The organism is Sphingomonas sp. CFBP 13603 (genome assembly GCF_014892665.1).
Taxonomy (GTDB): domain Bacteria; phylum Pseudomonadota; class Alphaproteobacteria; order Sphingomonadales; family Sphingomonadaceae; genus Sphingomonas.
Genome location: NZ_JADBIA010000014.1, coordinates 1 through 13,456, shown reverse-complemented (window position 1 = coordinate 13,456; position 13,456 = coordinate 1). Strand labels below are relative to the sequence as shown.

The following is a 13,456-nucleotide window of genomic DNA, read 5'->3' as shown; positions in this document are numbered from 1 at the left end:
AAACGTATACTATATCTGATATTATAGGTGGGTCCGGTCGGCGTCGTCGTGGCGCGGCTGCCGGGACGAGTTTGGATTGGGAGATCATGCATGTCGGTCGATATTCACCACGATACTGACGAAACCGGTGCGTACCGGTCGGGCTTTGCCGATCTCCAGCGCCGCCACATTCTGAAGGTGGCTGCCGGGGCGATCGCCGTATCTTTTGCGGACATTGGGCTCGCTCTGGTCCCTCACGCCGACACGATCGTAAATCTCGCCAAAGCTGCGAAACCGAGTGGCCTTTACGTATCGGGGGACACCAGCCTCAGCGCGCTGAACAACGGCGCGGAGCCCTCGAGCTCACAGGACGCGGGCGGGGGGGCGTACGGCACTTGGCCGCGAACCGACCGGCAGTGGGTGGCCTACGAGTGGAGCCAGCCTATTTCGACGGACAGCATCGATCTCTATTGGTGGCATGATGGCCAAGGGATCGCAGCGCCAAAGTCCGTGCGGTTACTGTACTGGAACGGCAGCGATTACGTTCCAGTGCAGGTTCGTCAAAGCCCGGGCATCATGGCGGACCGCTACAACCGCGCGGCGTTTGCGCCGATCACCACGACGCGGCTGAAACTGGAGTTCGAAGGCGACGGTAAGAAGTCGGCCGGTATTCTCCAGTGGAAGGTCTATAGCGCTGGTCCAGTGCCGGCGTTTGCGCCGACCGTCGTCGCGGGGATCGATCGTTCGATGGTAATCGGTGCGCAGACCCATTTGGCCGGCAAGGCGGACTGGCTTCAACGTCGGAAGGGTGACGCGCTACGCTGGACCAAGGTCAGCGGGCCGGGCGACGTGATCTTTGCGGATGCCGCCGCATCGACGACGCACGCTACTGCCAACCGGCCCGGCGACTATGTCCTGAAGCTGTCGGCCAATGCAGGCGCCAAGGATGCCGCGTCGACGCTGAACCTCCACGTCGTGTCGCCGCCACCGGCAAAACGGCTCGATGTCGTGTATACCACGCCCTACGCGATCAATAGCCCGCTCTGGAACGCACGCGCCAAGGCGCTGATCGTCAACTGGATTCCTCATTGCATCGCCTATTGCGAACGCACCGATCTGACCGACGGGCAGGGCGGCCTGGACAATTTCATCGAAGCTGCCAACGCGCTGCAGGGCAGACCCCATGCGCCGCATAAGGGCTATGTCTTTTCCAACGCCTGGGTTCATCAGACGATGGAGTCGATGTGCATCGCGCTGATGGTGGATCCGCAGGGCGATGGGGAGATTGCGGACGCGCAGGCGCATATGCGCAAGACGCTGGAACGCTGGATACCGATCGTTCTCGCCGCGCAGGAGCCCGATGGCTACCTACACACTGCCTATACGCTGTCTGATCGCATCGCGTGGCCAAAGCGCTGGTCTCCCGAACATCGCGGCGATCACGAGGGCTATGTAGCGGGGTATTTTATCGAATCGGCGATCAACCACCATACTCTGACCGGCGGCAGCGACCTGCGGCTTTACGATGCAGCCAAGAAGCTCGCCGACTGCTGGGTCGCCAATATCGGACCGGGCAAGACGGCATGGTTCGACGGCCATCAGGAAATGGAGCAGGCGCTCGTTCGCTTCGGGCGCTTCGTCAACGACATGGAGGGGAAAGGCCGTGGCGATGGCTATATCAAGCTCGCCCGTTTCCTTCTCGACTCGCGCGAGGGCGGCTCGGAATATGACCAGAGCCACCTTCCCCCCGAGCGGCAGTATGAGGCGGTGGGCCATGCCGTGCGTGCTGTCTATTTCTACTCGGGCATGGCCGACATCGCTGCCGAGACCGGCGATCGCGACTATCAAAGTGCGACGATGTCCCTGTGGGACAATATGGTGAACCGCAAATACTACGTTACCGGTGGTGTGGGCAGCGGCGACACGTCGGAAGGCTTCGGCGGTAATTACAGCCTGCGCAACGACAGTTACTGCGAGTCCTGCTCAAGCTGCGGCCTGATCTTCTTCCAGTACAAGCTGAACCTCTCCTACCACGACGCCAAATATGCGGATCTCTACGAGGAGACGATGTACAACGCGCTGCTCGGGGCCACTGATCTCGACGGCAAGAGTTTCTGTTATACCAACCCGCTGGTCGATACCGATCGGGCCAAATGGCACACCTGCCCGTGCTGCGTCGGCAACATCCCGCGCACGCTGCTGATGATGCCGACCTGGACATATGTGAAGAGCGACGACGGCGTCTACGTCAACCTGTTCGTTGGCAGCCGAATCGATGTGGGCGTTGTCTCCGGCACGCGTGTTGAGATGGTCCAGGAAACCGACTATCCATGGAAGGGTGCGGTCGCCATTACCGTCAACCCTAGTGAAGCGCGAAGATTTTCGGTGCGCGTTCGCGTTCCGAACCGCAAGACGAGTGCGCTCTACACGTCCGAGCCGGAAGTTCAGGGGCTGCTACGCCTGTCGGTAAACGGCAAGCCGATGACGCCCGAGATCGATAAGGGCTATGCCGTCATCACCCGTAAATGGCGGCGCGGCGACCGGATCGAACTGGAGTTGCCGATGGTCGTACAACGCGTGACTGCGGACGACAGGATCGACGCAACACGTGGAAAGGTGGCGGTTCGGTACGGCCCACTGATCTACAACGTTGAGCGTGTCGATCAGCCCCGCTTAGACCTAGCCCTATCTGCGACGCCGCTAAACGCCGAGTGGCGTCCGGGTTTGCTTGGCGGATTGACGGTCGTTCGCGGAACATGGACGGACGGATCACCGATGTTAGCGGTCCCCAATTTTGCCCGCGGGAACCGCGATGGCGGCCTGATACCCGAATTTCCAGGTAAACAGGTCAATGTCGAGTATGCTCCCGGCGCAACACTGGCAGAAACCGGCGCTAAGTCGGCAAATCAGCAAGCATCAAGATCCCCTATACCCCGGAGAGGGCGATCTCTAGTGTGGATAAAGACAGCTTGAGATGGGATCGGGTTGGGTTAGGGCGCTGTAGGTGGCTCGGTTCTATGGCGTTGGTCCTGTAACCGCTGCCAAGATGATGCGACTCGGCCTCGAAACAGCAGCGAACCACCCCCCACTCGTACCCCTACAGGTTATACCGACAAATCGTTCAACAACCCGTGCGCCAATCTGCGACCAAACCGACTGGACGCTACCGTGACCGACTGATCTGATCGGCACCGGTGCACTGAGCCTCATTCGAGTTAATTCTATGGGGCAATCAACGCCCTACGTGGCGTTCCGACCACATTAACGGGCGTCCAAAGTTGGGATAGGCGAGATGCCCGTGAATGTCCGTGTGTGGACGCCCCGCTGGATACAAGGGGTTTTCGATAGATTTGTTCGCGCAGGTTCAGGTGCTTCCGTGTGTCTGGCCTGTTGATGCAGCCATCATCACGGCTGCTGGCCTGTATGGAGATCGCGGATCGGGTCCAGACCGCTAGTGCGCGCTCAAGGCGCCTGGACATTTCACTGGTTTTCCCGACCCCGTCTTCTGACCGTTGCGCCATACCTCTCTACTGACCTTTCCTTGCATCCCTGACGCCTCAAGCCTCGGCGGTTACACCGCCGCGGCCGGAGCTCTGTAGGAGCCGCCGTGCGCCATCAGCGCCCAGACGGTTCTCGCCATCTTGTTGGCCAGCGCGACGGTGACCAGCATGCGAGGCTTACGCGCCAGCATGCCGGCCAACCACGCTCCGGCTTTGTCGGGGTGACGGGCCGCAACCTTGGTTGCCGAGCTCGCGCCCAGGATTAGAAGTCGTCGCAAACTGCGCTCGCCCATCTTGGTCGTTCGCCCCAGCCGCTCCTTGCCGCCACTGGAGTGCTGCCGTGGGACGAGGCCGAGCCAGGCTGCAAAGTCTCGCCCGCGGCGGAAAGTACTGGCGGCCGGCGCCAGCGCAACCAGCGCCGTCGCAATCACGGGACCAACACCAGGTATCGTCATAAGCCGCTTCGCTGTGGATCGGCGTCGAAAGCTCTGCCATGGCAAAGTATCGCTAGTTTATTGGAACTACTCGAAAACCTACATGGTAGGGGACTAGATCGGCGCCGATTGGAACCCTTCCCTGACCGACATTTTTCGAAAGATTGCAGTCGGTTGCTTCCCTAGCTGCAGGGGCTCGCTTTCGACGCTGATCCACATGCTGGGACCGCGCCCTCGTGCACCGAGATCACGTCCGAGCATTACGACGAGACCTACGACATCAATGTGAAGGGCACGATCTTCACGGTGCAGAAGGGCTTGAAGCTGATGGGCCAAGGCGGTTCAATCATCCACCGGCTCGACTACCGATGTGATGGGAACGCCTGCGTTCAGCATCTACAGCGCTTCAAAAGCTACTGTTCGTAACCTCGCGCGAAGCTAGGCACAGGATTTGCGTGGTACGGGTATTCGTATCAATGTTTTGCCGCCAGGACCAACGCTCACCGAGCTGGCGGCCGAGGTTGTCGGTCGCGATGCCATGATCGAGATGGGATCTACCACGCCGATTGGGCATGTCGGCGACCCGTCCGAAGTCGCGGCAGCCGCGGCATTTCTCGCATCGTCGGATAGCAGCTTCATGACAGGCAGCAGGCTGTTCACCGACGGAGGGTTGGCTCAAATCTGACGCACTAAGCCAGCGGGCGAAAAGCCCGCTGGCTTTGAACGCGGTACCGGCCAAATTCCCACGCTTAGATGTACTTTACTCGGTCAGGCCTACGAGAACCCGAGCAGGCGATCTTCGCCCCGGTACGGACCACCCGCTTTTCCGATTTTACGCCGGCTGCCCATTTCCGCCAGTTGATCCGAAAATCTGGCCCGTCGAATAGCTCAGGGACGGATCGGCTGCGGCAACGTACAGTGCAGCAATCTCAGCTGGCTGGCCGGCGCGCGCCATTGGCGAGTCCTCACCGAAGCTTTTTAACTTCTCCGGCGTCGCCCCGCCGCTAACCTGCAGCGGAGTCCAGAACGGGCCCGGCGCAACTGCGTTCACGCGGATACCGCGACTGGCAAGCTGCTTGGCCATGCTTTTGGTGAAGTTCAGCACCGCGGCACGGGTCAGCGCATAGTCGACGATGTCCGGTGAAGGATTGCCAGCCTGTTCGGAGGACGTGTTGACGATCACCGCGCCAGCACTCATCCGTTCGAGTGCCGACTTCGTCAGCCAGAACGGCGCGTAGACGTTGGTTTTCATCGTATCGTCGAAATCCTGGCTCGAGATATCGGCGATACCCGGACGCGTCTGCTGACGGGCCGCATTGTTGACCAGGATATCGAGCCCGCCAAGCTGTTCGCTGGCTTGCTGCACCAGCCGGCGGCAAAAACGTTCGTCGCGCAGATCCCCTGGAATTGCGACCGCCTTGCGACCCTCGGCCCTGATCAACGCAACGACTTCGCGCGCGTCCGGTTCTTCGGCGGGCAAATAGTTGATTGCAACGTCCGCGCCCTCTCGCGCATACGCAATCGCTGCAGCCCGACCAATGCCACTGTCCCCGCCGGTTATCAGGGCCTTCTTGCCTGCCAGCTTGCCTGAACCCTTGTAGCTTTTCTCGCCGTGATCGGGTCGCGGTGTCATCTTTGACGCAAGACCGGGCCAAGGCTGCCGTTGGACGGGGTAGGGGGGCTTGGGATACGCTGCGGCTGCCGGTGTCGTCGCGGCATTACTGCCACCGCTTTGCGCTGCAGCGTTTGCGGCCGTTGCGGCGATGGCACCGGCGGTAATGGCTGCCCCCGTCACGAAAGTGCGTCGTGTGGTATCGGTCATGGTCATAGCTCCCGGAATGATCACGACCCCAAGCGCTAAACGACTGCTTCTGTTCCAGTTTCGGCCGCTACGCGCGCCTCGCTTTCTGTGCGCACAATCGAAAAAAACGAATTTTCTTCAAGACGGATGACCGTCTGCGAGCGGTATTTGTCCTCCCTAGCTACTCTTGCGACGCCGAACGCGTAAATGAACGAGCTTCTGATGTCGGAATGCATAGAACGGCGCATGCGTCCGCAAGACCGGGTCCTGCAGATCGCTTTGCCGAACATCACTACCGCGTGACGAGCAGTAGCAACCGTGTGCCTTCTCGGATCGTTACATACGCTTAAGGAGAATAGTCATGGCCGCCACACAGGACGAAGAACCGGGCTTTGAGACCGACGTTAACGAGCAGCCGGATAGCAATAAAGGTCCCGGGGACAGCGTCGAAGACAAACATCCGGTTGAAAAGCAAAACTCTCACGATATCGAACAGGCTCAAAAGTAAGGAGCCGAAAAAAGAGAAGAAGGCGGCTTGTACTGATTGTTCCACGATGAGTAGCCAAACATATTGACTCTACCCGACAAAGCATTTGTAAACTAATCACATTTGAATCTCCAATGCAGCGCAAATTGGTGGCTTTGACTCACTCGTGTATTTGATTGATCCTAGTATTGTCGTAACAATGAGCCAATTCACGCGCTTGCGCTAAATGGGCAGCAGCGGCCGTCATGCCCTCACGATCCGCGAGCACAAGTGCCGCGTCAATTGCTGCGCAAAGCTCAAGTTGCCCGTTTGCCTGACCGTCTGGCATCATACTTCCCTCCAATGCCAGCTACCGGCAAAATTGAGTTAAATAAAACAATAAATCTATGTTATGGTTCCAAATGATCGGCGATTATGAACGAGGCCAGATGGCCCAAAGCCTTCTTCGCGTTCGTGAAGTCCGTCAGGATAGCTATCCGTCTGAAACTTTTGACGAATTTGCCTGAAATATGCTGCTGCATCTTTTCGTCACCACATCGAATAACAAGATGATGACCAAAAATAGAATGATAGACATGTCTGGAGCATCAATGGCTGTCGGGCGCCGGTGGCTTGCTCATCTGCTCGCTGACGGCCAGATATCTGATCGCGGGGATGGCCAAGATGTTTCGTTTACTCCGAACTCTGTTGCTTGCATGAGAGCATTTCTTAATCGGGCCTGTAATATACATCGGGAAGCGGCCCAGTTTACGAGGTAAAGACATAACCAATTCGCTGGTCTACTAACTAGGGCCCGTCTCCTTCCTCAGCATCGCGTCCTTAAGCGTATTGCCTGCTATCCCCCCGGCCGCGACCGCAACAACGACATTGCCGACGAAGAACTCGACGATGCCGACAATGCTGCCAAACGCGATCAGCGCCGACGTCGTCACGGGCAGCGCTGCCGTCACCTTACCGATCGCGACTTTCGCCTCCTGGCGGACAAACCCAAGCCGTTCCAACACCGGCTCGAGCGATCGACCTTGATCGACTGCCGCGATCAGATCGCCCAGCGCACGATGCAGCGCCTTCAGCTGCTGCAGCGCTACCGCGCGATCGGCATCGACCGGCCCACCATTGTCGCAAGCGAGTTCCTCATCGTCGATCAGCCGTTGCACGGCTTCCAGGGCAACAGGCGCTAGTGCCTGAATGAAAGCGGCATGCTCGCGTAGGGAAGGGCGCCCGGTCCACGTTGCCGAACTGACGGCATCCGGTCCGCGAACTTCGTCCCAGAGCGCCTTGAATTGCTCACGAACCATCTCACGCCGAGGGGTGCGATCCTTGGTTTCTCGCGCATGGCGTACGAATACCTCAAGACTGGGCTGCGCCGCGACAAAGGCGGGCGCCAACGGCCGCAGGTCGGTCCGTCCAAGCGGACTGGACACGCATCAGCATGCTCGACGACAGCCGATCGCTGTACGCGAACCCCCGGTAGCGCAGAGCACCGGATAAGCTGTGCCGACCGCCTTCAGACAAAAAAAGGGGCCGCCAAAAGCGACCCTAGAAGTTTTTAGGAGAGGATGCCTGAAAGGCGTTATCTTGATATCCGGCAGACCGGGCAATGGCGATTGCAAACCTGGCTAATCCGGATTGCATTTCATGCACTTGGAGAAAGGTTAAACCAAACTCGTTCCCTGGCCAGCTTGATGACAGCGGCGGTATCTACGAGGCTCGACACTGCGAGGAAACGGTCTGGATCCCACACATTGATCGCATGCCTGACGACAATCGTTCGGATACGCGCAGGTCCGACAGCCCGCCTCCGCGATACATAGCCAGACGCGCTTCGCAGCGTTCCTAGCCGGAACGTTTATCCACATGAGTCTCGAGTCTGACGCTTGACCAAACGGTTTTGGTAACGGAACATAAAGGGAACATGTAGAGTCTAGACATCATGATCACCGCCCTCGAGTCCCTGCCGACCAGCATCGCCCACCTGCGGACAATCGCAACGCCGGTGATGGATCACCGCATCATGCCGTTCGGTATCCCTGCGCTCGACGATCGCCTCGCAAGCAGGGGCCTTCGCGCTGGAGCACTGCACGAGGTCGCCGCACTAAGCTGTTCGATGGTCGACGATGCCGCGGCAACGCTGTTCCTGGCAGGCATCGCCGCGCGAGAGGCGGTCCACACAGGCGGACCGGTGCTGTGGGTGAGCTGTCGCAACGATCTCTATGCCCCTGGCCTCGAACAGGCGGGCCTATCGCCTGCCGACTTGATCCATGCACAACCCCGTGACGATGCGGCCTTGCTCGCGGTCGTCGAAGATGCGGTGCGCGACGGAACGCCGTCGGCGGTGATCGCCGAGGTAAGCCGGATGTCAATGGTCGTAACCCGGCGCCTGCAACTCGTGGCGGCTGATGCCGACATTCCCGTACTCATCCTGCGACGCAGACGTAATCGCGACCAGGATCCGCTCGCCGAGCCGTCCGCGGCCTGGACGCGCTGGCGGATCGCCAGTGCGTCGTCTGAGCGCCTCGGTGTTGCCGGCGTCGGCCGATCGCGGTGGCAGGTCGAGGTCGCACGGCAGCGTGGCGGCGAAGCATTTTCGATGATTTTGGAGGGCTGCGATGAGACGGGTTGTCTCGCTGTTCCTGCCGCACTTGGCCATCGAGCGGCTGAGACGGCTGGACCGGCACGCTACGCGGCCGCCTGAGCGGCCAGCCCTTCAGCTTCCCGTCGACGACGATCCCGGTGCATGTTCGGTACCGCGGGGCGGCGGGTGGCGGCCCGGTGCGCGTTGGGCGCGCGCTGACATGCCGACCAAGCAGGATGTGGAAGGTCAGATCGCACTGCTTCCTGCCCATGCCAGGCCACCCATGCGCGAACTTGGCCGACGTTCGGAAGCGGCAAACCATCCGTTCCACGGGCCTGCGCCAGCGGACAGTCACGACAGGGTCGCGGCGACCGTTGCCGCGTTTCACCGTGCGCCGCTCGCGCTGGTCAGCAAAGTCGGCCGGCGCGAAGAGGTAGTGGCCGCCTGCGATGGCGCTGCGGCGTTGGGGATCACGATCGGGATGGCCGCGACCCATGCGCGTGCGCTGGTGTCCGATCTCGACATCCGATCGTCCGAGACGGAGGCGGATGCCGCGATGCTGGATCAGCTCGCGCTACGCGCGGTGCGCCGCTGGTCGCCGATCGCCGCAGCCACACCACCCGACGGGCTGTGGCTCGACCTGACCGGCTGCGCGCATCTCCATGGCGGGGAAGAACGGTTCTGCCGGCGTCTGCGCGCGTTTTGCCAGCGTGCCGGATTCACGGCGCGCGTGGCGGTGGCAGACACTCCGGGCGCTGCCCACGCCGTTGCCCGGTTTGGGTCTGCCGACATCGCGATCGTCCCGGCAGGGAGAACGATGAAAGCGCTGAGCGGCCTGCCGGTTGCCGCTCTGCGCCTCCCGGGCACGGCGCTCGTCGCCGCGCGCAAGTTCGGCTTCGAACGCGTCGCTGATCTCCTGCCGGTTGCACGCGGACCTTTGGCACGCCGGCTGGGGCTGGCTACGATCACGCGGCTCGATCAGGCCCTTGGCGCGGTCGCCGAACCCATTACGCCGCGTACCGACGAGGTCATGCCGGTCGTCGAGCGCCGGTTGCTCGAACCGATCGTCACCGCAGACGCGATCGCGCAGGTCATGGAGGATTTGCTCGGCGACATGGCTGAGCTGCTCCGCGCGAAGGGGCTCGGCGTACGTTCGCTACGGCTCGGCGGGCTACGCGTCGACGGTACCGAACAGGTCGTGGCCGTCGGGACCTCACGACCAACACGCGAGGTCTCGCATCTGCTGCGGCTCATGAAGCTCAGGATCGAACGGATCGATCCTGGCTTGGGCCTCGAGCAATTCTATCTGGCGGCGCCGCACACCGAGCCCCTCGACGCGCTCGATCTTGGTGCGGTTCTCGCCGGTGAGGTTCTCGTGCGCGATCCGGCCCGTCTCGTCGACGTCGTTGCTGGTCGTATCGGCGCAGACGCCGTGTTCCGGATCGCGCCGGTTGAGAGCCACGTGCCCGAGCGTGCCGTCATGCGGGCAGACCCGGTGGTGGCGCCCGCGGGCTGGCCAAAATGGCGACGACCGACGCGCCTACTGGCCAGACCCGAACCCCTGTGGGGCGTGATCGCGCTGATGCCCGATCAGCCGCCCCGGCGGTTCGAGTGGCGCGGCCGGCCGCACAAGATCGTGGCCGGCGACGGCCCCGAGCGGATCCACGGTGAGTGGTGGCGCCGTGACGCGGAAGTGTGGGCTGTCCGCGACTATTACCGGGTCGAGGATGACGCGGGCGGTCGATACTGGGTGTTCCGGCGTGGCGACGGGTTCGTCGAGGACACCGGCGATCTCAGCTGGTGGATGCACGGCGTGTTCGCATGACCGACTATGTCGAGCTCCAGGTCCTCACGCACTTTTCGCTACTCCGTGGTGCATCGAGCCCGGAGGAGCTGTTCGCAGCTGCAGCGCTGCTCGGCTATCCGTCGATCGGGGTCAGCGACATCGGCACCGTCGCAGGCGTGGTGCGCGCCTGGGAAGCGCAGAAGGCGACGGGCGTTCGCTCGATCGCCGGCACGCGCGTCAATCTCTCCTGCGGGCGGCAGTTGCTGCTGTACCCGACCAACCGCCCCGCCTGGTCGCGCCTGACGCGCCTGCTGACGGTGGGTAAGAAGCGGGCGGGGAAGGGGGGATGCCTCCTGCACTGGCATGACCTCGAACCCTGGTCGGAGGGCATGATCGCCATCCTGCTGCCGGTTGAGCCGGACGAGGATAATCTGGCAGCGCTCGCCGACCTGAAGACACTCTATGGTCGTCGCGGGTATATGGCGCTGTTCCAGCGGCGCCGGCCGGACGATGCCGTGCGGATCGATGCACTGGCGCGTCAGGCGGGCGGCGCTGGCGTTCGCGCAGTGGTGACGGGTGATGTCCTCTATCACGCGCCCGAAGCGCGGCTGCTGCAGGACGTCGTGACCGCCGTGCGTGAGAAATGCACCGTCGACGAACTCGGCTACCGGCGTGAGGTCAACGCCGACCGTGCACTCAAATCCCCCGACGAGATGGTTCGGCGGTTCAAGGCGTATCCCGATGCTTTGCGCGCGAGCGTCGACATCGCGCGTCTGTGCACCTTCGATCTGGGTGAACTGGCCTATCAGTATCCGCATGAGCGGCTGATCGACGGGCTGACCGCGCAAGAAGCCTTGCAGAAGCTGGCGGAAGATGCTGTCGCTGCCATGTTCAACGGCGCGGTGCCCGCTGCCTATACCGAGCAGATCGCTCACGAGATGCGGCTGATCGGAGAGCTCGGCTACGCGCCGTATTTCCTGACCGTCTACGCGATCGTCCGCGAAGCCCGTCGGCGCGGGATCCTCTGCCAGGGCCGCGGTTCGGCCGCCAATTCCTGCGTCTGCTTCGTGCTCGGCGTTACCTCGATCGACCCGATCAAGCACGAGCTGCTGTTCGAGCGGTTCGTATCAGGCGAGCGCCGCGAGCCGCCCGATATCGACGTCGATTTCGAGCATGAACGCCGCGAAGAGATCATCCAGTGGATCTATGAGACCTATGGCCGCAACCACTCGGCATTGACTGCGGTCGTCACGCGCTACCGGGCGCGCGGCGCCGTCCGCGACGTCGGCAAGGCGCTTGGCCTGCCCGAGGACCTGACCTCGTCGTTGGCCGGCCAGGTATGGGGCTGGTCGGCCGAAGGCGTTGGCGAAAAGCAGGTCAACGAGCTGAACCTCGACATCGGCGATCGTCGCCTGCGCCTGACGCTGGAATTGGCGCGCAAGCTGATCGGCGTACCGCGCCATATGAGCCAGCATCCGGGCGGCTTCGTGCTCACTCATGACCGCCTTGACGATCTGGTCCCGATCGAACCCGCCGCGATGGAAGACCGGCAGATCATCGAATGGGACAAGGACGACATCGATGCGCTGAAGTTCATGAAGGTCGACGTGCTGGGTCTCGGCATGCTCGGCTGCATGAACCGCGCCTTCAATATGCTCGAGGCAGACAAGGGGCTGCGGGTTGGCCTGGCCGATCTGCAGGACGATGATCCGGACGTCTACGCGATGATCTCGAAGGCCGACACGCTCGGCACCTTCCAGATCGAAAGCCGCGCGCAGATGTCGATGCTGCCGCGCATGAAGCCGCGGCGCTTCTACGACCTTGTCATCCAGGTCGCGATCGTACGCCCCGGACCGATCCAGGGTGACATGGTCCATCCCTATCTGCGTCGGCGCGAAGGGCTGGAAAAGCCGGAATACCCACGGCCAGAGCTGCGCGCAGTGCTGGAAAAGACGCTCGGCGTGCCGCTGTTCCAGGAACAGGCCATGAAGGTCGCGATCGTCGGCGCCGGGTTTACGCCGGCCGAAGCCGACCAGCTGCGCCGCGCCATGGCGACGTTCAAGTTCACGGGCGGCGTGTCGCACTTCAGCGAAAAGCTGATCGGGGGCATGGTCGAGCGCGGCTATCCACGTGAGTTCGCCGAGCGCACCTTCCGCCAGCTCGAGGGGTTCGGGTCTTACGGCTTCCCCGAAAGTCACGCGGCCTCGTTCGCCAAGATCTCCTACGCGTCGTCGTGGATGAAGCATCATCACCCGGACGTGTTCTGCGCGAGTCTGATGAACGCGCAGCCGATGGGCTTCTACGCGCCCGCCCAGATCGTCCGTGATGCGCGTGAGCATGGCGTCGTGGTTCGCCCCCCTTGCGTCAACGCAAGCCGCTGGGACTGTACGCTGGAGCCGTATGGCGGGCGGTACCTCGCCGTACGCCTAGGGCTCCGCCAGATCCGCGGCCTGTCGAACGCAGATGGCGCCAAGATCGTCGGCGCGCGCGAGCTGACCGCGTTCGAGAGCGTGGAAGACGTGTGGCGGCGATCGGGAGTCCAGCGCGCCGCGATCGAGAAGCTCGCCGACGGCGATGCCTTTCATAATTTCGGTGCCGATCGTCGGCATGGCTTGTGGAAGGTGAGGGGGCTCGGCGAAGCACCGCTGCCGCTGTTCGCCGCAGCCGACCGCGCGGATCAGGCCGTCAGCGCGGAAGGGATCGAACCTGAGGTCGAGCTGCGCCCACTGACCGACGGTCGTGAGGTGATTGAGGACTACCGCGCGCTGCAGCTCTCGTTGCGCGCACATCCGCTGACCTTCGTGCGTGATGAACTGGCCAGGCGTGGCGTGACCAAATGCGCGGACCTGGCCACCATCCGCGATGGAAGGCATGTGGAGGTCGCCGGCATCATT

8 protein-coding genes and 1 pseudogene are annotated in these 13,456 nt (G+C 62.1%); 6 read left to right on the top strand and 3 right to left on the bottom strand.

Features of this window, described 5'->3' with window-relative positions; genetic code table 11:
* Positions 1-90: 90 nt before the first annotated feature.
* Complete coding sequence (locus tag IFR23_RS17440) at positions 91-2,952, top strand: glycoside hydrolase family 127 protein (protein WP_192976975.1); 2,862 nt, start codon at positions 91-93, stop codon at positions 2,950-2,952.
* Positions 2,953-3,550: 598 nt separating this feature from the next.
* On the opposite strand, the pseudogene IFR23_RS17435 reads toward IFR23_RS17440, so the two are convergent.
* Positions 3,551-3,952, bottom strand: a pseudogene (locus IFR23_RS17435) (transposase); the annotation flags it as partial.
* 412 nt (positions 3,953-4,364) lie between these two features.
* Between IFR23_RS17435 and IFR23_RS20340 the strand changes: the two are divergent.
* The gene (locus IFR23_RS20340; protein WP_244647457.1) at positions 4,365-4,598 is read left to right on the top strand and encodes an SDR family oxidoreductase; all 234 of its coding nucleotides are present in this window, start codon (positions 4,365-4,367) and stop codon (positions 4,596-4,598) included.
* A 147-nt stretch (positions 4,599-4,745) separates the two neighbouring features.
* Here IFR23_RS20340 and IFR23_RS17425 read toward each other — a convergent pair whose 3' ends face one another.
* A complete protein-coding gene (locus IFR23_RS17425; RefSeq protein ID WP_197978525.1) occupies positions 4,746-5,735 on the bottom strand; it encodes an SDR family oxidoreductase in 990 nt (329 codons plus the stop codon).
* Positions 5,736-6,075: 340 nt separating this feature from the next.
* Here IFR23_RS17425 and IFR23_RS17420 point away from each other — a divergent pair, with 340 nt between their 5' ends.
* Entirely contained in the window at positions 6,076-6,222 is a 147-nt protein-coding gene (locus tag IFR23_RS17420; protein ID WP_192976974.1) for a hypothetical protein, read from the top strand.
* Positions 6,223-6,983: 761 nt separating this feature from the next.
* Here the strand turns inward: IFR23_RS17420 and IFR23_RS17415 are convergent.
* Positions 6,984-7,589 carry a hypothetical protein gene (locus tag IFR23_RS17415; protein WP_192976973.1) on the bottom strand — a complete coding sequence of 202 codons (606 nt, stop codon included), beginning with the start codon at positions 7,587-7,589 and terminating at the stop codon, positions 6,984-6,986.
* A 611-nt stretch (positions 7,590-8,200) separates the two neighbouring features.
* On the opposite strand from IFR23_RS17415, the gene IFR23_RS17410 reads away from it, so the two are divergent.
* From IFR23_RS17410 to IFR23_RS17400, 3 genes are all read left to right on the top strand, one after another.
* On the top strand, positions 8,201-8,896 hold the full coding sequence (locus IFR23_RS17410) for an ImuA family protein (protein ID WP_192977027.1): 696 nt from the start codon (positions 8,201-8,203) through the stop codon (positions 8,894-8,896).
* Positions 8,811-10,601 carry a Y-family DNA polymerase gene (locus IFR23_RS17405; protein ID WP_342344997.1) on the top strand — a complete coding sequence of 597 codons (1,791 nt, stop codon included), beginning with the start codon at positions 8,811-8,813 and terminating at the stop codon, positions 10,599-10,601. Before IFR23_RS17410 ends, IFR23_RS17405 begins: the two co-directional genes overlap by 86 nt.
* Positions 10,598-13,456 (top strand): error-prone DNA polymerase (locus tag IFR23_RS17400; RefSeq protein WP_192976972.1); only part of this gene is annotated, 2,859 nt, incomplete at its 3' end. The genes IFR23_RS17405 and IFR23_RS17400, both read left to right, overlap by 4 nt.

Bases quoted from the DNA above. Each gene is read 5' to 3' on its own strand.
- IFR23_RS17420 (WP_192976974.1), top strand. From the start codon at position 6,076: ATGGCCGCCACACAGGACGAAGAACCGGGCTTTGAGACCGACGTTAAC.
- IFR23_RS17405 (WP_342344997.1), top strand. From the start codon at position 8,811: ATGAGACGGGTTGTCTCGCTGTTCCTGCCGCACTTGGCCATCGAGCGG.
- IFR23_RS17425 (WP_197978525.1), bottom strand. From the start codon at position 5,735: ATGACCGATACCACACGACGCACTTTCGTGACGGGGGCAGCCATTACC.
- IFR23_RS17440 (WP_192976975.1), top strand. From the start codon at position 91: ATGTCGGTCGATATTCACCACGATACTGACGAAACCGGTGCGTACCGG.
- IFR23_RS17410 (WP_192977027.1), top strand. From the start codon at position 8,201: ATGGATCACCGCATCATGCCGTTCGGTATCCCTGCGCTCGACGATCGC.